At 56.4% G+C, this 23,083-nt stretch carries 18 protein-coding genes and 2 pseudogenes; 12 read left to right on the top strand and 8 right to left on the bottom strand.

All coding sequences use genetic code 11. The features are described 5' to 3' along the window. Positions 1-64 precede the first annotated feature (64 nt). On the bottom strand, positions 65-610 hold the full coding sequence (thpR, locus tag AC07O1_RS18235; RefSeq protein ID WP_495012578.1) for an RNA 2',3'-cyclic phosphodiesterase: 546 nt from the start codon (positions 608-610) through the stop codon (positions 65-67). Between the two features lie 400 nt (positions 611-1,010). Between thpR and AC07O1_RS18230 the strand changes: the two genes are divergently transcribed. After that, positions 1,011-1,415 (top strand): type 2 periplasmic-binding domain-containing protein, encoded by a 405-nt coding sequence (locus tag AC07O1_RS18230; protein ID WP_495089618.1) that lies wholly within the window; start codon positions 1,011-1,013, stop codon positions 1,413-1,415. 52 nt (positions 1,416-1,467) lie between these two features. On the opposite strand, the gene AC07O1_RS18225 is transcribed toward AC07O1_RS18230, so the two are convergent. Together AC07O1_RS18225 and AC07O1_RS18220 are read right to left on the bottom strand one after the other, a co-directional pair. After that, positions 1,468-2,808, bottom strand: coding sequence for an ATP-binding protein (locus AC07O1_RS18225; protein ID WP_495089617.1), 1,341 nt, complete (start codon positions 2,806-2,808; stop codon positions 1,468-1,470). Then, positions 2,805-3,467, bottom strand: coding sequence for a response regulator (locus tag AC07O1_RS18220; protein WP_495089616.1), 663 nt, complete (start codon positions 3,465-3,467; stop codon positions 2,805-2,807). Before AC07O1_RS18220 ends, AC07O1_RS18225 begins: the two co-directional genes overlap by 4 nt. 303 nt (positions 3,468-3,770) lie before the next feature. Here AC07O1_RS18220 and AC07O1_RS18215 point away from each other — a divergent pair, with 303 nt between their 5' ends. From AC07O1_RS18215 to AC07O1_RS18195, 5 genes are all read left to right on the top strand, one after another. Beyond that, the gene (locus tag AC07O1_RS18215; protein WP_495089615.1) at positions 3,771-4,340 is read left to right on the top strand and encodes an undecaprenyl-diphosphatase; all 570 of its coding nucleotides are present in this window, start codon (positions 3,771-3,773) and stop codon (positions 4,338-4,340) included. An 11-nt stretch (positions 4,341-4,351) separates the two neighbouring features. Beyond that, positions 4,352-5,779: a TolC family protein gene (locus AC07O1_RS18210; protein WP_495089614.1), complete on the top strand. Its 1,428-nt coding sequence runs from the start codon at positions 4,352-4,354 to the stop codon at positions 5,777-5,779. Beyond that, a complete protein-coding gene (locus AC07O1_RS18205) occupies positions 5,776-6,843 on the top strand; it encodes an efflux RND transporter periplasmic adaptor subunit (protein ID WP_495089613.1) in 1,068 nt (355 codons plus the stop codon). Before AC07O1_RS18210 ends, AC07O1_RS18205 begins: the two co-directional genes overlap by 4 nt. Positions 6,844-6,864: 21 nt before the next feature. Continuing rightward, on the top strand, positions 6,865-9,984 hold the full coding sequence (locus AC07O1_RS18200) for an efflux RND transporter permease subunit (protein WP_495089612.1): 3,120 nt from the start codon (positions 6,865-6,867) through the stop codon (positions 9,982-9,984). Between the two features lie 66 nt (positions 9,985-10,050). Further along, a complete protein-coding gene (locus tag AC07O1_RS18195; RefSeq protein WP_495089611.1) occupies positions 10,051-12,102 on the top strand; it encodes a bifunctional DedA family/phosphatase PAP2 family protein in 2,052 nt (683 codons plus the stop codon). A 246-nt stretch (positions 12,103-12,348) separates the two neighbouring features. Here AC07O1_RS18195 and AC07O1_RS18190 read toward each other — a convergent pair whose 3' ends face one another. The 4 genes and pseudogenes from AC07O1_RS18190 to AC07O1_RS18175 form a co-directional block, all read right to left on the bottom strand. Then, entirely contained in the window at positions 12,349-12,849 is a 501-nt protein-coding gene (locus AC07O1_RS18190) for a cache domain-containing protein (protein WP_495089610.1), read from the bottom strand. Positions 12,850-12,959: 110 nt separating this feature from the next. Further along, positions 12,960-13,298: pseudogene (locus AC07O1_RS18185) on the bottom strand (OprD family outer membrane porin); the annotation flags it as partial. Continuing rightward, the gene (locus AC07O1_RS18180) at positions 13,298-14,782 is read right to left on the bottom strand and encodes an alkaline phosphatase family protein (RefSeq protein ID WP_495089609.1); all 1,485 of its coding nucleotides are present in this window, start codon (positions 14,780-14,782) and stop codon (positions 13,298-13,300) included. The pseudogene AC07O1_RS18185 and the gene AC07O1_RS18180, both read right to left, overlap by 1 nt. Positions 14,783-14,965: 183 nt before the next feature. Next, positions 14,966-16,216 carry a hypothetical protein gene (locus tag AC07O1_RS18175; protein ID WP_495089608.1) on the bottom strand — a complete coding sequence of 417 codons (1,251 nt, stop codon included), beginning with the start codon at positions 16,214-16,216 and terminating at the stop codon, positions 14,966-14,968. A 437-nt stretch (positions 16,217-16,653) separates the two neighbouring features. On the opposite strand from AC07O1_RS18175, the gene AC07O1_RS18170 reads away from it, so the two are divergent. The 4 genes from AC07O1_RS18170 (at position 16,654) to AC07O1_RS18155 (ending at position 19,727) form a co-directional block, all read left to right on the top strand. Continuing rightward, entirely contained in the window at positions 16,654-17,340 is a 687-nt protein-coding gene (locus tag AC07O1_RS18170; protein WP_495089607.1) for a glutathione S-transferase family protein, read from the top strand. Between the two features lie 308 nt (positions 17,341-17,648). Then, the gene (locus AC07O1_RS18165; protein ID WP_495089606.1) at positions 17,649-18,689 is read left to right on the top strand and encodes a GGDEF domain-containing protein; all 1,041 of its coding nucleotides are present in this window, start codon (positions 17,649-17,651) and stop codon (positions 18,687-18,689) included. Positions 18,690-18,827: 138 nt separating this feature from the next. Next, entirely contained in the window at positions 18,828-19,181 is a 354-nt protein-coding gene (locus AC07O1_RS18160; protein WP_495089605.1) for a gamma-glutamylcyclotransferase family protein, read from the top strand. 117 nt (positions 19,182-19,298) lie between these two features. Then, positions 19,299-19,727 carry a TOBE domain-containing protein gene (locus tag AC07O1_RS18155; protein ID WP_495012583.1) on the top strand — a complete coding sequence of 143 codons (429 nt, stop codon included), beginning with the start codon at positions 19,299-19,301 and terminating at the stop codon, positions 19,725-19,727. Between the two features lie 158 nt (positions 19,728-19,885). Here AC07O1_RS18155 and AC07O1_RS18150 read toward each other — a convergent pair. Next, positions 19,886-20,560 (bottom strand): annotated as a pseudogene (locus AC07O1_RS18150) (GNAT family N-acetyltransferase); the annotation flags it as partial. 426 nt (positions 20,561-20,986) lie between these two features. Here AC07O1_RS18150 and AC07O1_RS18145 point away from each other — a divergent pair. Together AC07O1_RS18145 and AC07O1_RS18140 are read left to right on the top strand one after the other, a co-directional pair. Next, entirely contained in the window at positions 20,987-21,835 is an 849-nt protein-coding gene (locus tag AC07O1_RS18145; protein WP_495089604.1) for a glycosyltransferase family 2 protein, read from the top strand. 254 nt (positions 21,836-22,089) lie between these two features. Then, complete coding sequence (locus AC07O1_RS18140) at positions 22,090-23,061, top strand: class I SAM-dependent methyltransferase (RefSeq protein ID WP_495089603.1); 972 nt, start codon at positions 22,090-22,092, stop codon at positions 23,059-23,061. Positions 23,062-23,083 lie beyond the last annotated feature (22 nt).

Genomic DNA, 23,083 nt, shown 5'->3' with positions numbered 1-23,083 from the left:
CGAATGACTGTATATGGACTCCTGCCATTCGTAACCGGCCATACCGAGGGACGGTCAGATGCATCTACGGAACCAGGGGCCATTCGGCCAGCGACCGATAGCGGCCTTTATGCGACTCGAACAGGGTGAAGTGTCTGGCACTCAGGTGAAAGTCTGGTGGTGCATTCGATTCAGGGACAGGTGCTCGATAGTCCCGCATCAAGGTCAAGTGCGGGCGAAATTCCCGGGGGGCGTCCACAAACCCGAGAGGCAGCAGCGCCTGTTGCAAGGCATAGACCAGCTGGCGCAACACCAGTGGTTCCTGCGCTGGAGCGAGTAACAAAATGCCGGCGCGGCGCCATACATCGAGGTGGTCAAGAGGTACCGTCAAATGCTCGCCTGGCAGGCGAATACTGGCGGCGGCAGCGCAGATGCCCGGAATCTGCGTCATGGCTACAGATCCCAGAAACATCAGCGTCAAATGAAAGTTTTCCGCCGGAACCGGGCGTCCGCTACTTAGCCCAAGAGCGCTCCGCCATTGGGCTATGGCCCGGCGTTGTGCATACGCGCAGGGCAGCGCAAAAAACACACGTTTGAACGGTTCGCCGTGCTCACGAGAGTCATTACTCATTCATTGCACCTCCAGGTTGGGCTGAGCGCAGCGATACCCGTCAGGTCATCCCCGAGTGATCGGCTTTGCGCCTGGACGCAGGCGATGCAGAGGCCTCAGGGGGGTGATTCATCATCTTTGCTGTAATGACAGCGTAGTAGCGCTGAGAAACTCGTCTTGCCCGCCGTCGGTAAGCATGGGCAATATTTGCATACTGCTCGTGGTTCCGATTCACCATCAACCACTTCAGTTGCAAACCGCGATGCCCTCCCGCTGCTTGGCAGCGTGTGCGAGCCCACGCTGCAGCGCCTGCACCTGCCAGCCCCTGTCGCGTAACTGGCGTGCAACTTCGCCGCCGACACCACCTTTCTCGCCGTGCTGACGTAGGGCTCACTCTCGGGCTCGCGCGCACGCAGACTACTTGCAGCAGCACGGCACGCCAATGATGCCGGCGGACCTCGCTCGACATGCGCTGATCGGGTTCGACGCGGAAACACCATTCCTGCGCGCCGCCAGCAAGCGGCTGCCCGGATGGACACGCGAAGCCTTCTCGCTGCGCAGCGACAGAGACCTGGCCCAACTGGCCATGATCCGCGCCGGCTGCGGCATCGGTGTTTACCAGTCAGCCCTGGCGAAGCGGGACGCCAGGCTCGTGCGCGTGCAGCCCCATACCCGCCCAACCAAGTCACTTGTCGGGCGGACTGCCTACTTCTACCCTGGCCGAACCACGATTTTGGGTCGAAGCGATCGGTCACAGCCTCATCAGCCGACTTGGGATTCGTTGGCAGAATGGATGGACAGCCATCAATCAGGTTGGATCAATTGAAAGCTCCAATGCTCTTTATTTCATCGCATTGAGCCTTTTAGATAGTGCTTTTCTACTCCGCATATTTTCCCGATTCAGACAGAAAAATGATCTGTACCCGCAGTCCCAAATCATTTGGTGCAGCATCAAGTACTACTTGGGCTCCGTGCTGCTCTGCAATCGTTTTAACAATTGAAAGCCCCAGTCCGCTGCCAGAGCCGGTTTGATTGTTGCCTCGATAGAATCGCTCAAGCACCCGTTCCCGCTCCGCCGCATTTATTCCTGGGCCGTTGTCGCAGACCTCAAGCACGACCCCTTGGTCGGTATCGCGCACTGCCACGTCAATCTTTGCATGGGCACCCGCGTAACGAATCGCGTTGTCCACCAGGTTATTGAGCAAGATACGTAGCGTTTCGGGATCCCCCAAAATACTCGATGCCGCATGCTCGGCCAGCCCGAGATCAATTTCTAAGGCTTCGGCCCTACGAACCTGATCAGTGATCACCGACTTGCATAGAGCGGATAAATCGACGCTCTGCATGACTGGCGATTGCGCATCAGGTTCCAAACGAGCCAAGGTCAACAACTGTTGTGTCAGATGAGTAAGACGTGTGACGCCGGCCTTTACCTCTGACAGCGATATCTGACGCTCTTCATCGAGAGTGGCCCGCTGTGCCAGCTCCACCTGGATGCTGAGCGCTGCTACAGGGGTACGTAATTCGTGCGCCGCATCAGCGATGAAGTGCTTTTGCATGGTGAAGGCATTCGCCAGGCGTTCCAGCAAATCGTTGAGGGCATCGACCAGAGGTTTGACTTCGCCAGGCAATTCTTTCGAAGCGATAGGCTGCAGGCTATTCGCGTTGCGCTCCGACAGTTCTGTCGCCACTGCTCGCAGTGGTTTTAGCCCGTAGCTGATACCAAACCACAAGAACAGGGCTAACAAGGGAATCAGTGATACCACAGGCCACAGCAGGTGCACGGCTAAACCGGCGAGTTCTTCCCAGCGTTTATTTTGCGCTTGAGCCACCCGGAAAACCTTATCGCCACGCTGGCTGACGAACGTGTGCCAGGTTTGATCCCCGACCGAAACATCACTCAGTCCAGTTTGCTGCGGTGGCGGCAGCATGAGCGCGGAGTTGGTCGTAAAGTTCAAGACTCCTGCGCTCCAAACCTGAAGCAGCACTTCGTCAGCATTATCATCACTGAGTGGACTGGGCTTTTTGCCTGTATCCGTCAGTACAACCCGCTCACCAGGATCCACATTGATGTGTTCGGCGAGGTAACGCAGTTGGTCGTTGAGCAGATCGTCCAGTTCAAGGACAGCCCCCCAATAGGTGCCGATACTTGCCAGCAGCCCAGCCAGAAAAGTGGCTGGCAGCAGCCATAACAATAGACGTCGGCGAAGCGAACTCATGCATCCTCTCCAATGTGATAACCAACCCCTCTGACAGTTCGGATCACCTCCGCCCCGAGCTTTTTGCGGAGATTATGAATATGAACTTCCACCGCATTGCTACCCACCTCGTCACCCCAACCATACAGGCGATCCTCTAGCTGCTCGCGGGAGATCACCGCATCCGGCTCCTTCATCAGCTCGTGCAGTAACGCATATTCTTTGGCCGATAGGCTGACAGGTTCATTGCGCAACCACAGCAGGTGTCGTACCGGATCAAGTCGCAACGGGCCACCCCGAAGCTCCGTCTGCACACGCCCTGATTGACGGCGGCTGACGGCTCGGATCCGTGCAACCAGTTCCTCGATGGCAAACGGTTTAACCAAATAATCGTCAGCACCGTGATCAAGACCAGCCACCCGATCGGGTAGCGAGTCGCGGGCGGTGATTATGATTACCGGTAAGCTCTCATCGTGTTGACGCAGAACCTTGAGTACCTCCATGCCATCCTGACGCGGAAGTCCCAGGTCGAGTAGCAGCAATGCATACGGGGTGGTATCCAAAGCGAGTACGGCAGCCTTGCCGTCCGTGACCCAATCCACCGTGTACCCTTCCTGGCGCAAGCCTTTTTGCAAGCCGCTGCCGATCATCGGATCATCTTCTGCAAGTAATATTCGCATCGCCTGATCCCTCTCCTCACATCAGTCAGCGCTTCGCTGGAGTAACACGCAGTGTGCCGAAGTCTTGCCTGCGCGCATATGGTGCCAAGGCCATAGATGATTCTGACCTCACTCGGCCTCTCAGCATTCTTAACCCACGACCTCTCGGGCCTACAAGGACGATAAGACTGCCAGCGTCAGCCTTAAGGTGGACTTAAGGAAGCAACCACTATGGTGCCTATCACTCGCACCGTGATCACAACGTGGTGCTTCCTGGTCTCCTGAACGGGTCTCCCCATGGAAGAGCTCAATCGCACTCTGTTTTTGGCTATCAACGCCAGCGTGCACTCCTCGGTGGAAATGCGGCTATTGGCGACTTTTCTCGCGCAGTGGCTCATCACCGTTGTACCGCTATTGCTGATCGGATTGTGGCTGCAAGGCACACGTCACTACCGAGCTGCTGCAGTCACCGCCACGCTGAGCATCGTGTTCGCGCTGGGGTGCAATCTGCTGATCAGTAGCCTTTGGTTCCATCCGCGTCCCTTCATGCTGGGGCTGGGACAAAACTTCCTGGAGCACGCTCCGGAGTCCTCTTTCCCCAGCGATCACGCCACTGTGATGTTCACGCTGGCCGTTGCTCTGATGTTGGCATCGCTGCGCAAACTTGGCGTACTGGTTCTACTGCTGAGCACATTAGTCGGCTGGGCACGCATCTATTTAGGCGTGCATTTTCCATTCGATATTGCAGGGTCGCTGCTGATCTCGTTGATAAGCGCGTGGTTGGTACCGCAGTTACTGAGTTGGAGGCATCTCGACGAGCGTCTGCTCGACATTCTTGAGCGCCTATATCAACGAGTTTTTCCACCAACCGCTCGACGCAACACTCACCAGTAGGGGGAGAGGCAATGCTTGATTTGCGAAGTTCTGCGCGCTCCACCACTTTGGCCTCAAAGAAGATACGAATGCATAAACAGTGTTTTATCACAGTGGCAGTGCTGCTCACCGGCTGTGCGAGTTATCACCCGCAACCCCTGGCGCCCCTGAAAATGATGGCTGCCTATGAAGAGCGCTCTCTGACTAACCCAGAGCTTCAGCGCTTCATAACAGCGCGCCTCCCCAAAACCACTAGCGCCTGGGATCTGAACAAATTAACGCTGGCAGCCTACTACTACAGCCCTGAGCTGGACGCGGTGCGCGCCAGGTTTGCTAGCGGTGAGGCGGCAACAGAAACGGCGAATCAACGACCCAATCCGTCCTTGTCGTTGCCACTGCAGTACGCCGATCAATCGATAAAACCGTGGACGTACGGACTGGCCCTCGACATCCCGATTGAGACGGCCGGTAAACGTGGGTATCGCGTGGCGCAAGCGCAACAGCTCTCAGACGCTACCCGTCTGAATATCGGTCAAACCGCTTGGCAGATCAGGAGTCGTCTGCGCAGCGCGCTACTCGACCTTTACGCCGCCAACCAGCACCACGCGATTATCGAGCGTCAGGTCGGCATCCAGCAGAACATAGTCACCATGCTGGAGAAGCAGCTTTCGTTGGGGTCGGCCTCGACGTTCGAGTTGAGCCAGGAGCAGATCATTCTGGAGCGTGATAGTAGCGACTTGGCGAATAGCGAAAAGCGGATGCTGGACGCCAAAGCACTGATCGCCCAGACCATGGGGATACCTCTCAGGGCTCTTGACCCCATCAAGCCAGACCTGAGTGAATTCGAGAGCCTGACTCCGCAGATCCCTGATAGCACCGCCCGCCGCCAAACCGTTCTCAACCGCACTGACATCCTGGGTGCCCTGGCCGAGTATGAAGCGAGCCAGGCCGCTCTCCAACTGGAAGTTGCACGGCAATATCCGAACCTGTCACTCGGGCTGGGATACTCGTTCGACCAAGGGGTGAACAAGTACAGCGTTACACCGGCAGGCATCACCCTCCCCCTGTTCAACCGCAATGAGGGGCCTATCGCGGAGGCCGAAGCGCACCGCAAGGAAGCCGCCATCCACGTTGAAGCCCTTCAAGACCAAGCGATCAATCAGACCGACAGCGCTCTGCAGCACTATAACCTGGCCAAGCAAAACCTGGTGCTCATCGACACCAAGGGGACGACCCGATCAGCCGCCTTTCAAGCTGACCAACGCTCCTTTGATTTAGGCGCGATAGACCGACTGGCACTGTCGCGGTCACGCCGTGCCGTGAATGTCGATGCAATGACCCACGTCGATGCAGTGGTTCAAGTCCAGCAAGCCATCAGTCAACTTGAAAACGCCATCCAGCAACCACTCGATGGGATTCCATTGCTCGTCCAGTCAACCGAGGCGGTCATTCGAAAATGAACACACCCTTTCGTAGCAAAACCTCACGAATCACCCTGGCGGTGGTAGTCGTCGTCGGATTAGGCGCTTTAGGTTTTTTCACTTATCAAGCCATGCCAGTCGCGCTTGCAACGCCGGTCGCGCCCCCTCCGACAAGGGTCACTACCGAAGGCGGTTTAACCATCGTCACGCTGGATGAAACGACCCAGACAATCAGTGGCATCCAGAGTGAGCCGATCACTGCGTCCAGGCATCAAGTGGAACATCTGGCTTACGGCAGTGTGCTTGATGTGCAAGGGCTTAATGATCTGAGCACTCGTTACACCATGGCTCAAGCAGACTCAGCGGCGGCACAGTCTGCCGCTTCGGCTTCTGGCCAGGAATATGAGCGCAACGCCGCTCTGTTCAAGGCCAACCAGAGTGTGGCCTTGAAGGTGCTGCAAGCCTCGCAAGTCACATGGAATACAGACAAAACCAAGCTACAGGCAGCGAGTGCGAACATGCAGTCGGTACGCAATAGTGCGCTCCAACAGTTTGGTGCGCCCTTGGCCGGCATGCTCGGAGCACAGGACGCCCCACTACTACACCGACTGTTGAACCGCGAGGACATGCTTCTGCGCATTGTTCTCCCCCTCGGCGTTGATCTGGCCGCTCCTGAACTAATTGCAGTCGAGTCCAGTGAACATCATCGGGAACCGGCGCACCTGATTTCAGTCTCGCCTCAAGTCGACCCTTCGACTGAAGGCCGTGCATACCTTTACCGAGCGGCGGCGACCCTGCCAGTCGGTAGCAAAGTCGTTGCCTATTTACCGTTACCCACACCCACCGGCACCAGCCTCGTCATACCTGAGGCCGCCATCCTCTGGTTTGGTGGGCAACCGTGGGCGTATGTGCAGATTGCCAAAGACCGGTTTACCCGCCGGCCTGTCGCAGACCAAATCCCCTACAACAATGGATACCTGGTCAGCACAGGGTTTGAGTCTGGTGATCGTGTCGTGGTGCATGGCGCGCAACTGCTGTTATCCGAAGAGCAGCGTCCACCCATCACCGCATCGGCGTGCAAAGACCCCGAATGTGACGACTAATCTGACGGCAGCGAATACCTCATGTTGAATTCAATTATCCGCTTCGCTGTGCGCTTCCGAGGTGTGGTTATCGCCCTCGCTTGTCTGCTGGCAGGCTATGGCCTCTACACCCTGACTCAGGCCCGGCAGGATGTCTTCCCCGAGTTCGCGCCACCGCTGGCGGTGATTCAAACCGAAGCCCCGGGGTTATCGTCCGAACAGGTTGAAATGCTGGTCACCCAGCCGGTCGAAAATGCCATGGGCGGCACCCTCGGGCTGGCGAGCATGCGATCCAAATCGTTACCGGGGCTGTCGATGGTGACGCTGACCTTCAAGGATGGGGCTGACATATACCGAGCCAGACAACTGGCTGCGGAGCGGCTCAGTACACTTACCGGTATTCTCCCGCACGGGGTCAAAACACCCGCGCTATTGCCACTGACGTCATCGACCAGTGTCACCCTGGTCGCGGGTATCACCTCTGACACCCGCTCGCTGATGGAACTGCGCACATTGGCGGAGTGGACGATCAAGCCGCAATTGTTGCGCGTGCCCGGCGTGGCGGACGTGATCGTATTCGGCGGCGATCTCAAACAGTTTCAGATTCAGGCGGATCCCAAAAAGCTGGTGCAATACGGCTTCTCTCTTCAAGACGTGTTGAGCGCGGCCCAGCGCGCAACGGGGGTTAGAGGCGCGGGCTTTCTGGAAACCGCTAACCAGCGCATCGTCTTGAATACCGAGGGCCAGACCGTTACACCCGCGCAGTTGGCGCAAACGGTGCTCAACTACCAGAGTGGTATCGCCATACGCCTGGGCGATGTCGCCACAGTAACCTTCGGGCCGGCTCCCGCAGTGGGCGCGGCGGCAATCGAGGGTAAGCCAGCGGTGTCGCTGATGGTGGAAAGCCAATACGGCGCCGACATGATGAGCGTTTCCAGTAGTGTGGAACACGCCCTGGACAGCTTGAAACCTGCGCTCGAAGCGGAACAGGTGAGCTTGCATCCAGATATCTTCCGCCCAGCCAAATTTATTGAAACCGCGATTGGTCACCTGCAAACGGCACTGCTGTTGGGCGGCGTGCTGGTTGTCCTGGTGCTGTTTCTGTTCTTGCTCAATATCCGCACTGCAATCATCTCGGCTACGGCGATTCCGCTGTCCTTGTTGACGGCGGTGATCGTGCTCCATCACTTCGGTGTGAGTCTCAACACCATGACCTTGGGCGGTCTGGCCATTGCCTTGGGAGAGGTCGTAGACGATGCCGTGGTAGACGTGGAGAACATCTTCCGTCGGCTGCGCCAAAACCAAGCGCTGGAGCATCCCGTATCACCGGCCTTGGTGGTATTGCGCGCCTCATTCGAAGTCCGTAGTGCAGTGGTGTATGCCACCCTGGTTGTTGCGTTGATTTTCCTGCCCGTACTGGCACTGTCAGGGATCGCCGGGAAACTGTTCGCGCCCTTGGGGCTCGCCTACATCCTGGCGATTTTGGCCTCCCTGGTGGTGGCCCTGACGGTCACGCCAGCGCTGGCGTTTATGTTGTTGACCACCAAGCCACTTCAATCGCAAGAGCCAAAGTTGGTACAGCGACTGAAGGCTCGTTATCTGAAAATACTCGCGAGCATCGAGTCGCACTCTCGCTCAATCGTCTGGATGATCGTCATTCTCTGCACCGTGGCGGCCAGCGCACTGGCGTTTTTTGGCGGCAACTTCATACCGGAATTGAAGGAGGGGCATTACCTGATCCATATGGCGTTGGCCCCAGGCTCCTCTTTGACCGAATCCATGCGCGTGGGCGACCGTGTAGCGCAGGAGCTGAGTACAGTCTCCGGCGTGCGACTGGTGGCGCAACGCGCAGGGCGAGCCAGTGAGGTGGTCGACCCGACTGGCGTGCACGTCAGTGAGTTCGAAGTGGATTTGAATAGCTTGTCCGCCGCAGAGGAAACCCAGGTCGTGGCGCGTATTCAGCAAGTACTGGCCAGCTTCCCAGGGCTGACGACGTCGGTGAACACCTTCCTGACTGAACGGGTCGACGAAAGCATCTCCGGCGTCACCGCTCCGGTCGTTATCAATGTCTTTGGCCCTGACCTGGATGTGCTGGACAGCAAAGCCCAGGAAATCGCCCAGGTGATCGGTCGAATCCCAGGCACCATCGGTCTGAGAGTCGAGTCCGCCCAGCATGTACCGCAATTGACCATCAGGCTGCGGCCTGAACAATTGACCCATTGGGGGTTTGAGCCGGTCGATGTGATGGAGGCGATCCAGGTTGCCTACGACGGAGTGACCGCCAGCCAAATCTATCAGGGCAACCAGACTTATGACGTCACCGTCTCGTTGACTCCCACGGCCCACCACAGCATTGCGACTGTCGGTTCACTGCTGCTACGTAACAGAACAGGAACAACGGTGCCTCTCGATCAACTGGCCGTGATCACTCAAACTACCAGCCGTTACCAAATCATGCACAGCGGTGGCCAACGTCTGCAAACCGTCTCGACTGCAGTACGTGGCCGAGCGGTGAGTGACTTCGTTCAAGAGGCTCAACAGCGAATCAACAAAGAGATCACTCTCCCCAAGGGCACCTTCGTCTTGTTTGCCGGAGAGGAACAAGCACGTGCGCAATCGCAACAGGACTTACTGGTTTACACAGCAGCTGCCATCATTGGGATCATGCTGCTTTTGTTCCTTGCGCTCAAAAGCATGCGGGCGTTGGTCTTAGTCCTCGTAAACCTGCCCTTCGCCCTGGTGGGCGGTGTGTTGACCGTATTGGTGTGCGGTGGAAACTTGTCACTGGGATCGCTTGTCGGGTTTGTCACCCTGTTTGGTATCACTCTGCGCAACTCCATCATGCTCATCTCGCATTACTCGAACCTGGTGGATGAAGAAGGCATGACATGGGGCCCGGAAGCGGCTCGAAGGGGTGCCGCCGAGCGACTGGTACCGATCCTGATGACCGCCGTGGTGACCGCGTTAGGGCTGCTGCCTTTGGCGCTTTCCAGTGGCGCTGCTGGCAATGAAATCGAAGGGCCTATGGCTATAGTTATCTTGGGTGGGTTAGTGACCTCGACCGCGCTCAATCTATTAGTGCTGCCGACCCTGGCGTTGCATTTTGGACGCTTTGAAAAGCGTGCCGAGGAGTTCACCTCTGCCGTGGCACCTGCCTCATAACAGTTGTGCGACCTCTCGGGAAGATACGCACTTTGATCGCTCCGGTACTCTAAAGGCAGCCTACGAATGATGACGTCCCTGGTCTCATCGATCATCGAGTTCCTGACGGCGCATCCGCATGTTGCCTATCTGGCGGTATTTCTCCTGGCACTTTCCGAGTCAATCCCGATCATTGGTGTCGTCATTCCTGGCACAGCCGTGATCGTCGCGCTGAGCACCCTGGTGCCGAGCGGCGTATTACTGCTCTGGCCGTTGCTGGTCGCCGCCACATTAGGCGCCATCGCCAGTGATGGTCTTTCGTTCTGGCTCGGGCACCGATACCACCGCGAAATTCTTGGCTTCTGGCCACTGAATCGACACCCCGAACTGATTCAGCGCAGCGAAGCCTTTTTCACCCGTCACGGCGACAAGAGTGTCTTTCTCGCGCGCTTCACACCGGGCGTCCGCGCTTTCGTTCCGCTCCTCGCCGGCACGCTGGGAATGGCGGTCAGTCGATTCTATGCTGTCAACGTCGCATCGGCGCTCGTCTGGGCACCTTCGCATATCCTGCCCGGTGTGCTCGTCGGCGCGACATTCAGCATTCTCGGTGCGGCTGCAAAGCCGCTTGCGATCCTGCTGGTTGTTCTAGTCACGGCGGGTTGGGTACTCTTGCATATCATGCGCTGGACATTGCGTCGCGGCATCCCCTACCTCATCGTCGCAATGCAGCGGCTGCGCGGCTGGGCTGGCACCCACGACACCTGGTTGAGCCGCAGTCTCACCCGTGTGCTTGATCCTTCACGACCCGAAGCGCGGACACTCTTACTGCCAACTGTCCTTCTTGTCGGTGCCGCCTGGCTGTTCTTCGGTGTCCTTGAAGACGTCGTCAACGGTGACCCATTACTGCTCGTAGACAGCGCGATATACCACGCTCTTCAGGATCTTCGTACAGCGCCAGGCGATAAGGTGATGATCGCCATCACAGAACTCGGCGATACCACGGTCGTGGTGGCGGTCACGATTACTGTTTTGCTGTGGCTCATGTGGAAACGCGCCTGGCGTACAGCTACCTATTGGCTGATGGCGATTGCCGGCGCTTCAGCGCTCAATACAGTCATCAAAGTGGCGTTGCATCGGGCTCGCCCCGGTGAAATTCTCTACTCCGGGTGGAGTGCATTTTCCTTCCCTAGCGGGCATAGCACGGTCAATGTCGTGCTCTACGGTTTCCTCGCTTTTCTCATCGCGCGTGATATCCGCCCGGCATGGCGCCTTGCGGTCGCTCTCGGTGCAGCAACCCTGATATTTCTGATTGCCTTCTCGCGCCTCTACCTCGGTGCGCATTGGTTTTCCGACGTACTCGGGGGGCTGGCATTCGGGTCGGCGTGGCTGGCACTGCTCGGACTGTCCTACCTGCGGCGCCAAGTCGGACACATAGAACCAAAGGGTTTACTCGCCGCCGGATGTTCGGTACTGATCCTCGCTGGAAGCTTCAATATCTATCGTAGCCATACGACCGACAGCAAGCGCTATGCGGTCATGGTGCAAACCCCAACCATGGCCGCCACCGATTGGTGGGCGTCGGGTTGGCAGCAACTGCCGGCACGGCGTATTGATCTGACTGGCGAGACGAATGAGCCACTGACGTTCCAGTGGGCCGGTGATCTGAAGGACTTGCAAGATGTCCTGCAGCGCAACGGATGGCGCGCTTCGGCGGACTGGACACCGTTGAATGCCCTGAATTGGCTTTCCGTCCAGACCGCCCCGGCAGCTCTTCCGGTTATTCCACTTTTCGCCAGTGGCCGCCTTCCCAGCCTGACCCTCGTTCGACCGAGTAGTGATGGAGCACTGACCCGTTCGCGCCTCGTGCTTCGGGTGTGGGTCGTCGATTTCGAGCTCACGAACGGGCGTACTTCACCGCTGTGGATGGGCTCGGTTGTCGAAGAGAGGTTTTATCATCCCCTATCCCTTGTCACGTTGACGTCGACACAGCCTGATGTGAATGCGCCACGGAGCACACTAGCTGCCGCTTTTGACGATGGGCGGCTCCTACCTCGAACCCCAGGAACGGCAGATGTGGATTGGGATGGCAAAGTCCTGGTGGCTCGCCACAGTAAGACACAGAAAACGATGTCCGACTGATCGCAGCGAGGCTTGACTGTCAGGCCAGATCGCCGAGACGGGCGCCGCTTTTCTATGCGTCTACGCCGGTATTCAGGGAGAGCTTCGGGGTGAGGACTACATCGACTCCTGTCCAAGCCTGCTCAAGGCAGATACCCGCGCCGCCGAAGTGGGTCGAGTCAACGCACAGTTCGTCCTCGGTTATCCTCGCCTGCGGGATTGCTTTAGGGCCGAAGCAGCCTGGCAGAGGCTGCGACGGGCTTCCTTTCAAACGCGAAACTGCGCCTTTATGTCGTCGATGTAGACGCCCGTGCCAAGCACCCAGCCCCAGGGTTTGAACAGTGCAACGTAGGAAACCTTGTCCACCGGCTCGCTGCCCCCTGGCTTGGGCCACGTGTAGGCAAGCATGCCAGCCCCCTGCTCTTTAGCAATGCGTATCATTTGAGCGGAAAACAGCAGACCGTTGCTGTCCTTCAGTCCGCCGACGTCCTTCCCCTCCATCTGGGGATTGGCCGGATGCATCAGCATCACCGGACGTAGATCCTGGATAAAAAAGTATTCCTGGCCGGCATAGTACAGACCGCGAACCATTTCCCTGGCCTGTTCCTGGGCTTGTTCGCAGGTCAGCTTGCCAGCCTGCTCCAACCCCTGGAAGTAGGCAAAAACCCCCAGCGTGTTTTCCACGGCATTGCGGGTCTGCTGAACCTTGGCGCTGTAGAGATTGCGATAACTTCGCTGCAGCATGACGGTGGCAAGTGCCAGAAGCATCAACAAAGAAACCAGCAGGATTAACCAAAGGCGGCGGTTAATGGGCACGTTTCACAGACCAGGCACGGGAGTATTCCTTATTGAAGTCATGCGCTCGGCGCACTCGGATCCGGTGCCAGGATTCTCGGGTTGTACGGCAATAAACCAGTGCCAACACGGTCCGGCGATGAATCAAGTTTGATGCCCAGCAAGCCTTGGGCATTGAGGCCAAAACCGACCACCCTATCAGTAAAGCCGGATGTGTAACTGAGAATGAAGCCTTGAGCCCATTCACGGGCAGCCGATTGGGCGGAGATGCCTTTGTAGTTGCGGTCGAAGTAGTAGTTGCGCATCGTCAGACTCGCTTTGCTGTCTTCGACGAAACCAGCCGCCCAGGAAGTGGAAGCCAGAACGAGAGACACGGAAATACCGTTTTTTTTTACCACAGTGCTACCCACTGCGCGTCTCATCAAGCCCCTTTCAATTTCGGATTCAGCGTAGCCAGCTGCCGTATAAAACTTTGTGCACCACCTTCCGTCGATAAATCATTTGTGCCAAGAGAGGTATGTAACGTGGGCTGGGCCGAAAGCTGTTGCCGTGCAAGTTCAACGGCGCAAGCCAAATGGGTGAACCCGGTCTTGAACCCACTGACCGGCAAACTATCCAGATTAATGCTCGCCGCGCCATCCAAAAGAGCGTTCGCGCTGGAAACACTGGCGGGGAGCGTTCGAAGCGATTGGTACACCGGCTCGTCATCCGTTCGAGGCTGCACTAACGAGAATAGGGGCGCAGCGGAGGCTGCTGCACCGTCGCGCCGGGTCAAGGATGTTTTGCCCGCCTGTTGAAGGGCACCGCGCAGAGTGGGGAATAGATCAGTGAGACTTCGAATGACAGAACTGTGATCGAAAGCGGGCTGGCCTTCTTCGGTGGTGACGACTTTACCTTTGGGAACCCAGGGCGAAACAAGCACGGCGGGTACTCGCACGCCTAGTTGATCGAACGCGCTTTTTTGCGGCTGCGCTGCCTTACTCCTATTACGCTGGTCGTCACCAGGCGGCGTACATTTTGGAGGGACGACATGATCATAGAATCCTCCATGTTCGTCATACAGGATCAACAGCGCGCTCGATTCCCAGATACTGGACCCACGGATCTGTTGGTAGACCCAATTAATAAGCGCATCACCAGACGATACAGTGCCTGCTGCATGCTGGGAGTTGCCTTTTTTATACCCATTCACGACATCGTACGACGGCTCAATGAATGTATAGCTAGGGGTGTAACTGCCATTGAGATCCTTTGCCATCTCATGTAGCCAGCGAAAATGCTTGTCACCCGGATCAACGAAGTAATCCGGCATGCCCTTGATAGAAAGTATCTGGGGAAGCAGGTCATCATGGTATACACGCCACTCTAGACCGGCCTTGTCCAGCCAGTCGTAAATCGTACCGTACAAAAAATCGAAGCCGAGACTTTCAAGCGTCACCGCCCCCATCGATTCCAGATTGCTCGGACTGTTGTCTAACCCCCCTGATGTCGCGGCATGCACAAAAAACCGATTGGGCCAGGTAGGCCCGGGGACAGAAGAGAACCAATTATTGAAAACACAGTATTCCTTGGCCAAGTGGCGTAATACCTGAACCTGGGGTGCGCCTGCTGCAAAACAACGTAAAGACTCGGCGCCATTGGCTTGATAGAAGCCATCCATTGTGACGGGGTCTGTGTCGCTTTGCCCCTTCCCATGAAGCTGTACTCGAACTGCCGGGTACTCATGGTCAATATCACCCATTTGATCCACGGCATCATCTGATACAGCCACTCTCCCACCCATGCTGTCTTTCGCTTCAGTGGCATCCGGCGGCGGTGACGAAATACCGGAAATATCGGAATACCCGAGTAGATGATCAAATGACCGGTTTTCCAGCATCAGTACAAAAACATGGTTTACAGCCATGACCGTCTCCTTAATGAAACGTTGCGTGCCCTTGGCTCCAGGATGACCGAATATCGGCGTAAGCCATGCGCATGCGTTGAGTAAGCAGGGTATTGGCACCCCTGCATCGAGGTCGGAAATTATTTTCTCGTTAGCAAAGCCGTCTCCAATACAAAGGCAATGGATTAATACGCTAGTGGCCAGTTAATCCGGTGGGTGATAGTCCTGTTTTTGGGTCGCCAACAAGAAAAGGGTGTAGCTCTCTTTCGTGATTTCGAAAAAGCTGAACTTCAGCGTTTCTACACTCAGGGCCGGATGGTCCTGGTCGTGCATGCAGGCGGCCGCGTCAGCCAGCACACTATTGGCTGACTCCAGAGACAAGTTCGGGTTTTGCGGGGGGTGAACAAACACTTTCATCAGCGATGCAATGGTGGGCGCATCAGCAAGTCCAAGGGGAACCAGATTGTGTGCATTTTGGCCAAAATGCCTCCAGACGATCGCTTGAGATCCCAATCGCAAGACGTACTTGAAAGAAAAGCCGGTTCGAATGGAAAGAAGAACAGGATCTATCCCGATAAGCTGTTCGATTGAATCGACCCCCTCGGCTGATAACACCGCAGCAATGTTGGCCGTGACCCCCTCAAGCTGAATCAACTGATCACTTTCTTGCCCCTTTTCTGCATTATTCAGACTGCGTGCAGCCAGCCGGCGCAGTGCCTTGAACAACACATCCATGGGAAGGGTACTCACAACAAACGCAGTAGTAGCCTGCAGGCTGGGCGCTGTATCTGTGGTCGCACTGAAAGCCATACCGATAGGGATCGCCAGAACCATCCGCAGCGCATACCAATAGACATCCGCCACGTTCAAAGTGCGCCTGCGCACGCTGACCACAAGATCACTGATGACAAACAGATACGCGCCGCCCAGGGAGGCAGCGGCAATTGGGGCACTCACAAACGAGCCAGATTTCAGTCCGCCAAAAGCCCATGCGATATACAGCGTTGCACCTACGAAAACTGAAACAAGCATCAGCGTCATAGGAATCAAGAATGCATTGCGGCCGTAGTTCTCCTCATAGATCGTGGTAAACAAGACATCTGCCGCTTGCTCGGCAGCTTTTTTGGTGTCCGCGTCTTCGGGAATGGGCCACGTCTTCAAAATGCGGTTTTTATCGGTTCGTGGCTGCCAAAACTGCCTCAAATAAAAAACAAGGGCGCCGTTGTTAAGCCGGTTCCTGAACTCCTCATAGCGGGCAAACCACCCATGTTCCAGAAAGCGGATAAGCGGCGCTGCAGCCAGGCTTGTTGTCACAAGAATCAGTACGACGTACCCGCCCCAGGCAAGAGAATCTTGTGGCGTATCACTTAGATGGCTCTTATAAACAGCCGTCACCCCCACACCATCGCAAAGAAAAAGAACCAGCCAGATCCAGGAATACTTCCGCGTTTCCATGCTCCCCCCGGCGTTCATCCTTTATGCCTGGAGGAAAGGCTAGCTCATGTCATAAAAAATGCATTTTCCATTGGCAACTTTTATATATGCATTCCACCACTGCAAGTGGCAACAGAATCATTACAGTGGAAAAATTGTCATCAATAATTCGTGTTATTACCGCGAACAGCCTACTGATTCGTTATTAATACTCATTGTCAGGGACCAATGATCGAACCTGATTCGGCTATCGCCTCCGCTACGACCTCTTCGGGCAGTCAATCCAGCGACTATGATGATGGGTACAACGGACTCGGAACGCCTGCGTGCACAAGCGTTATCGTCGACCAGATGCCATTTCGCCTCGTGCCAGGCCTCCCCCCGAACGACAGCGCAAACTGCAATGGTTTTCCCGTCTTCAAGTAGTGCGTCCCACACGTCCCCCCAGGAGCCGAAAGATGTCGCTGACTCTTTACTATCATCCGCTGGCGTCGTACTGCCACAAAGTACTCATCGCGCTCTACGAAAACGCTGTCGAATTCGAAAAGCGGATCATCGATCTCACCGACGATGCAGACAGAGCACAGCTTCAAGCCATATGGCCAATCTGCAAATTCCCGGTCATCCGTGACCACGCTCGCAAGCACGACCTGCCAGAGTCCACAGTCATCATTGAGTACCTGGATCGCTTCTATGCCGGTGAACACCCTTTGATTCCAGGCGATTGGGACACCGCGCTGGATGTGCGTCTATGGGACCGCTTTTTCGACAACTATGTCCAAGGGCCGTTGCAACAGATAGTCGGTGATCGCTTACGCGGTGCTAACGGTGATTTGACAAAAGCACGATCCACGCTGGAGACCGCATATGGCATGCTCGACCGCCAGATGGCATCCAGGACCTGGGTTGCCAGTCAGGACTTCAGCATGGCCGATTGCGCCGCTGCCCCGGCGCTTTTCTATGCCAGTACCGTCCAGCCGTTCCCGGACGGGTTCAGTCACTTGAGCGCCTATTTCGACAGGTTGACGCACAGACCGTCATTCCAACGGGTGATCGACGAAGCCAGGCCCTACTTTTCGCTCTATCCGTATGCGGATGCCATTGCGGAGCGGTTTCGCCAGGAGTCTTGGCATCACCCTGGGTAGAGGCCAACAGAAACGACCATCCTGGCTGCCCATGTCGCTCGATTGAACACTTCATGGCGTTACGCTCGTGCCTGTTTCGATTTGGCGACTGGAGTAATGACGGTGCCTTCAAGCATGTCCTGTAACCTTTGCACTTCAAGCTCAATCAGGACAGTCCGGGCTGCTTGATCAACGAATTGCTGCAGTCAAGCCAGGTCTACATCAGGTCTATACGCTGATCAGCTTAGAATAGGATGGCCGTCTGCAAGAGGTATGGTTATGCTCCTCTTGCTTTATGTTCGACAAAAATCAACAACGACAGTGACGTTATGAGCCAATCAGAGAAGCGGGCGACTGCCCTATCGCTATATCCAGAGGATACCCGCGAGGCGGCGGCCCTGCTCAAGCAAGCCATACCGCTGATGGTGCGTCACAATATTCCACCCAACCCAGTGCACTACGCCCTCTGGTACACCTACAGCAAAGGCCTGGAGCCTGAACTGAATCGCCACCTGGATAGGGTGGTCGAAGACTTCGACAGTTTCCCCCCGGAATCTGCCGCCAGGCTTTTTCGCGACTACATCATTCGCGATGAGTTGGAGGACGCCCGCGCCGGGCAGCAACAAGCGATCAACCTGGTTGACGACATTGAACGCGACATCTCGAGCAGCGTGATGGGCAATCTCAACTTTCAGGCCAGCCTGGAACACTGCCTGGGTATGCTTGAGGAGCCGGTCATTAACCGGTTGCCCGCCGTACTAAACGAATTGCAACAGAGCACCCAGCTCATGCAGGACCAGCAGCAGCGTTTCCTCTCCCAACTGCACACTGCTCAAAATGAGATTAAAAGCCTGCGAGACAAGCTTGAGCGCGTCCAGCTGGCCGCGACGCTGGACAGTCTGACTCAGGTGCTCAATCGAAACACCTTCACTCGCTTGCTGGAGCAAGCGCTGAGCAACGCCCCCCAGGGTGTGGCTCTGGTCATGCTGGATATCGATCACTTCAAGCAATTCAATGACCAGTACGGTCATCCTTTAGGCGACCGCGTACTCCAACATGTCGGTCAGGTGCTGCGAAACTCGCTTCCACCGCATACCATGGCGGCACGCTATGGCGGCGAAGAGTTCTGCGTGATCCTGCAGGAGTGTACCGATATCACCAGCGCCCATGCCTTCGCGGAGCAACTGCGTCTGAAAATTCAGTCGTTGCGGATCAAGGCTCGTCGCTCCGAAAAGGTGCTGGACACTGTGACCGCGTCCTTTGGTGTCGCCCTCGCCAGAACCGGTGACAACCTGGAGAGCCTCCTGACTCGCGCCGATGACGCGCTTTACCAGGCCAAGCGTAATGGGCGCAACCAAGTACATCGGTGATCGCCCCCACGGCGAATCACCGCCTGGATCGACTGGCGGTTTATGGATTCCGGAAATCCGGATTGCCCACCCGGAGCGTCCATTCGGGCATTCCATGAAGAGTTGCTCATCAAATCGACCATCGTTCAAGGAAACCTAATGGCCATTGAAACAGCGCAACCAGTCCTGCTGTTCTCCTACGGCACCTTGCAGGATCCAGCAGTCCAACGGTCCAGCTTCGGACGCAAACTGAAGGGTCGTCCTGATGCTCTATCGGGCTACAAGCAAAACCTCGTCGAAATAACTGATCCGCAGGTATTGGCCGCAAGTGGAAAAACCCATCATCCCATCGTGCAAGAGAGCGGCGACATGTCGGATGAGGTCAGCGGCACTGTTTTCGAGATCACGCCACAGGAGCTGGCAATGGCCGACAAATACGAGGTGGCGGACTACAAACGTGTTGAGGTTGTGCTCAAATCCGGCGCCAATGCCTGGGTGTATGTGCAAGCCTGATGCCTGGACATTTCACGTCGACAGATGACCAGTGGTGCACTGCACTTGCTTTTACATAGCAATAATCTTGATGATGCCGGTAAATCTTAACCCAGTGGTCAAAAAGGAGTTTTCGCTATGAAAGTCAGTGCGCGCAACGTATTCAAAGGCAAAGTCACTCAGGTACAAGAAGGCGCGGTCAATGCCGAAGTAGGTTTGACACTGCCCGGCGGTGAGCAACTGGTTGCCGTGGTCACGATGGAAAGCATCAAAAATCTGGGGATTGCGGTAGGCAAGGACGCGATCGCTCTGATCAAGGCCCCTTGGGTGATGCTGATGACCGAATCCAGCGACATCCGTCTCTCTGCGCGCAATTGTCTGGAAGGCAAGGTTGTCAGTGTCAATGACGGAGCCGTCAACGCCGAGGTGGTTATCCAGCTTGCCGGCGGTGCCGAGGTGTATTCGATCGTGACTCGACATGCAGTGGCAGATCTGGGGTTGGCACCCGGTGTCAGTGCCACAGCGGTGATCAAGGCCTCCCACATCATCCTGGGTGTTCCGGTCTGATCGGATAAGCCTGCCGGGTGCCAGGTAAGGGACGATCAGCCACCGGTCGAACGTTCCTTACTCTCGCAGGCCAAGGCCGACTTCGAGCCTGACAAGAGACTCAATGCATCCTGGAGCAAGCGTGGTCCGCGCCCGGTGTCTTGCAAGGCGGCCTCTCCAAGACGGTCCAGCACAAAGGCCTTCGCGTGGCGTGTCATCTGGTCGAGATGCCGGTCACGCTTCTTCTCGGCGTCCACCATCGCTTTTCTGCCGTTTTGCGCAAGCAGATAAGTATGAATCTGCCGCACCTCCACAGAGCTATAGATCGGCGCTACGTCCAACACCGCCAACAGGCCGTCCGTACCGTGGTCGCGGGTATTCATGACGACCTGAGGACCGCGCGCACCCACAACCTGAAAACCCATCGACTCGAAGTACGGCACCTTGCCAACAAAGCAGGCCAGCTCGGCATGAGGGTATCGACTGACCACTTCCTGCAGCATCGCGCGCGCAACACCCCGACGTCGGTGGCCTTCCCGCACGGCCATATAGGCCACTGCGCAAGCCTCGGGATCGTCCTTCACCGGCAGATACAGCAAGAAGCCGACGACAGTGGAAGGGTCCTGGGCATCCGAGGCCACGATCAATTCGACGGGAATGCCTCTGGAACCGTCCATAGCGTCCAGATAGAGATGAACCTCGTATCCGATACCGTATTGATAGAGGTTGTAGAGCGGATTGCTCGGCGCGATGGCCACCATGCTGATATCGGTTACGTAGTCGACGACCAACTGCAGGATCTGGCTTTTGATGGCCTCGGACGGTGGGGTTTCAAAGGGGGTGATGGTGAACATCGAGTTTCTGACTCCGAGTGTTAAGGCTTGCCCGTGACTTCAAGGATCAGCGCTGGGCGGGGTCATCATAACCCGTCTTTGCGCTAACAACGGATGGCGCGGCTTGCCCATCGCCCTGCCCCGGCTGCCAGGCCGTCACTGTGGCGCTAGCGCACAATCCAGAAGTCACGTCCTGTCCCTGTTTCGCCCGCCGGGAACGCGGTTACTGTTCGTTGGCCGCAATACCGGACACGTTGACCATCAACGCAGTACGCAGCAGCGCCAGCCCATCGGAACCGAAAAACAATCCTGTCAGAAATTTTATCCGCCGGGGAACAGGCTGAAAGGTTACCCGCTCTAGGATGAGCGCAAGCCTGAAGCTTATGCCAGCCCCCCTTCGAACTGGCATTACCGGAACAGCAGTCAGCCATCGAGGTTGAAGAACTTATGACGTACCCACTTGCGACCAAGGCAAACTACAGTGTTGTGCTGGTTAATTACAAATCACTGGAGCTGACCAGGACTTGCCTGGAGCTGCTGCGCGAGGGGTTGCAGGAGACTGGCGTTCCTGTTTTTGTGGTGGATAACCATTCGGACGATGCGAGCAGCGAATACCTGCGCACGCTGAACTGGATCAACCTGATTGAACGTAAAGTAGCCACCCCTGAAGCCGGAAGCGTTGCTCACGGCCGAGCCCTGGATCTTGCTTTGGATCACGTTGAAACCGAGTATCTGTTTCTGTTGCACACTGATACTTTCATTTACGATCCGACTGTTTTTACCATGATGATCGGCCAGTGCACCGGTCCACGCGAAGTGGCAGCTGTCGGATGCCTGGAACAGTTGAATCGAGGTGTGGGTCGATCGGCCTGGCGCCTGGTTTCACGATTTTTCAAGCACTACGCTCGGCGCGGCATGCGAGCCCTGGGCTTGAAAGCAAAGTCGCCGAAGCCGTTCAGAGAAACTCACTTGAAGAGCTTTTGTACCCTGTGGAATGTGCGGCTGATCAAGAAGCACGGGCTACATTTTCAAATGGATGAGCGTAATCCCGGTTATGAACTGCAAGATAGAATGGCAGCGCTGAACTACAAGATCAGCTTTCTTTCGCCACAAAAGATATTCCGTTACCTGGACCATATTCAAAGCGGAACGGTCTCAGCGATGGGTGGTTATGCGGATAATCACCGAAGGGTCAAGGCGTACAATCAACTGACCGGAGAGAGACAATTAAGATCTCATTCACTTGATATGAGAAAGCCATTTGGGATCCTTCCAACAAAAACGGCCGTCTACTGACTCCACGCTGGCGAAATCCTCCCTCTTCAAATCCGGGGCCATCCTCAAGCTTCGGTGCCCTGCCTGCGTGCTGAACATTCAAGAAGCACAAAAATACCGCCCAAGATGACTTAGATGACTTGAGCGGGATTCTTCCAACAGGCAGTGTCATTGAGATAACACTGCGAGCTCAGTGGCGGTTTCAATCCCGGTGACGTATATATCCGGCTAATTGTGTTTAAAATGCCATCCCTTCAAATTACCAGCCCTGCCCAATGAATCCTGACGCCCTCTCTACCCTGCACCACCATTTGCTGACGGCCCTGGCAGCTGTGCCCGACGAAACCCGCCGCCTGTTCCACGGCCGGGGCCGATGCTGGCCGGGGCTGGAACAACTGACCGTCGACTGGATGCAGGGCGTGGTCCTGGTCTCGCTGTTCAAGGAGCCTGAGCAGACGCAGCTGGAGGCATTGAAGCGGCTGCTGATGGAGATTACTCAGTCACCTGTGTGGGAAAAATCCGGCGCTCATAGGTTATTGCTGCAACACCGCTACCTGCCGCAAAGCACCACCGAATGGCTGCAGGGGGAAACGATCGAGGAATGGACAATCACCGAGGGAGGCCTGCGTTATAAGGTGGACCTGGGCAAGAAACAGAACAACGGCCTGTTTCTCGACATGCGCTACGGCCGCAATTGGGTACGGGCCAACGCTCATGGCAAGCGTGTCTTGAATCTGTTTGCTTATACCTGCGGGTTTTCAGTGGCCGCCATCGAGGGTGGCGCGGATCATGTGGTCAATCTGGACATGTCCCGTGTGGCCTTGAGCCGTGGGCGCGACAATCACCGGCTCAACGGTCACGACCTGGGCAAGGTGAGTTTTCTCGGCCATGACCTGTTCAAGTCCTGGGGCAAGGTAATAAACAGCGGCCCTTACGATCTGGTGATCATCGACCCACCTTCCTTTCAGAAAGGCAGCTTTCTGCTGACCAAGGATTACCAGCGCGTGTTGCGCCGGCTGCCGGAACTGCTCAGCAGCCACGGCACCGTACTGGCCTGCATGAACGACCCGGCCATAGGCCCGGATTTCCTCATCGACAGCGTAACCCGCGAAGCCCCGAGCCTGCGCTTCGAACAACGCCTGGAAAACCCGCCGGAATTTGCCGACGCCGACGCTGAATGCGGCTTGAAGGCGCTGGTGTTCAACCTGGATGAAGCCCAACCTGGAGCCGGGCTTCATCCCCTCTGAAGATAATTTCACACTATGAGTG

The sequence above is a fragment of the Pseudomonas sp. GW821-FHT07G10 genome, from assembly GCF_059418545.1.
The sequence above is the reverse complement of the archived record's forward strand: the minus strand, read 5'-3'. Positions and strand labels throughout refer to the sequence as shown.

Coding starts and splice junctions, on each gene's coding strand:
- AC07O1_RS18175 (WP_495089608.1), bottom strand. CDS start 16,216: ATGGAAACGCGGAAGTATTCCTGGATCTGGCTGGTTCTTTTTCTTTGC.
- AC07O1_RS18195 (WP_495089611.1), top strand. CDS start 10,051: ATGATGACGTCCCTGGTCTCATCGATCATCGAGTTCCTGACGGCGCAT.
- AC07O1_RS18190 (WP_495089610.1), bottom strand. CDS start 12,849: ATGCTTCTGGCACTTGCCACCGTCATGCTGCAGCGAAGTTATCGCAAT.
- AC07O1_RS18140 (WP_495089603.1), top strand. CDS start 22,090: ATGAATCCTGACGCCCTCTCTACCCTGCACCACCATTTGCTGACGGCC.
- AC07O1_RS18170 (WP_495089607.1), top strand. CDS start 16,654: ATGTCGCTGACTCTTTACTATCATCCGCTGGCGTCGTACTGCCACAAA.
- AC07O1_RS18210 (WP_495089614.1), top strand. CDS start 4,352: ATGCTTGATTTGCGAAGTTCTGCGCGCTCCACCACTTTGGCCTCAAAG.
- AC07O1_RS18155 (WP_495012583.1), top strand. CDS start 19,299: ATGAAAGTCAGTGCGCGCAACGTATTCAAAGGCAAAGTCACTCAGGTA.
- AC07O1_RS18165 (WP_495089606.1), top strand. CDS start 17,649: ATGAGCCAATCAGAGAAGCGGGCGACTGCCCTATCGCTATATCCAGAG.
- AC07O1_RS18225 (WP_495089617.1), bottom strand. CDS start 2,808: ATGAGTTCGCTTCGCCGACGTCTATTGTTATGGCTGCTGCCAGCCACT.
- AC07O1_RS18220 (WP_495089616.1), bottom strand. CDS start 3,467: ATGCGAATATTACTTGCAGAAGATGATCCGATGATCGGCAGCGGCTTG.
- AC07O1_RS18205 (WP_495089613.1), top strand. CDS start 5,776: ATGAACACACCCTTTCGTAGCAAAACCTCACGAATCACCCTGGCGGTG.
- AC07O1_RS18180 (WP_495089609.1), bottom strand. CDS start 14,782: ATGGCTGTAAACCATGTTTTTGTACTGATGCTGGAAAACCGGTCATTT.
- AC07O1_RS18160 (WP_495089605.1), top strand. CDS start 18,828: ATGGCCATTGAAACAGCGCAACCAGTCCTGCTGTTCTCCTACGGCACC.
- thpR (WP_495012578.1), bottom strand. CDS start 610: ATGAGTAATGACTCTCGTGAGCACGGCGAACCGTTCAAACGTGTGTTT.
- AC07O1_RS18145 (WP_495089604.1), top strand. CDS start 20,987: ATGACGTACCCACTTGCGACCAAGGCAAACTACAGTGTTGTGCTGGTT.
- AC07O1_RS18200 (WP_495089612.1), top strand. CDS start 6,865: ATGTTGAATTCAATTATCCGCTTCGCTGTGCGCTTCCGAGGTGTGGTT.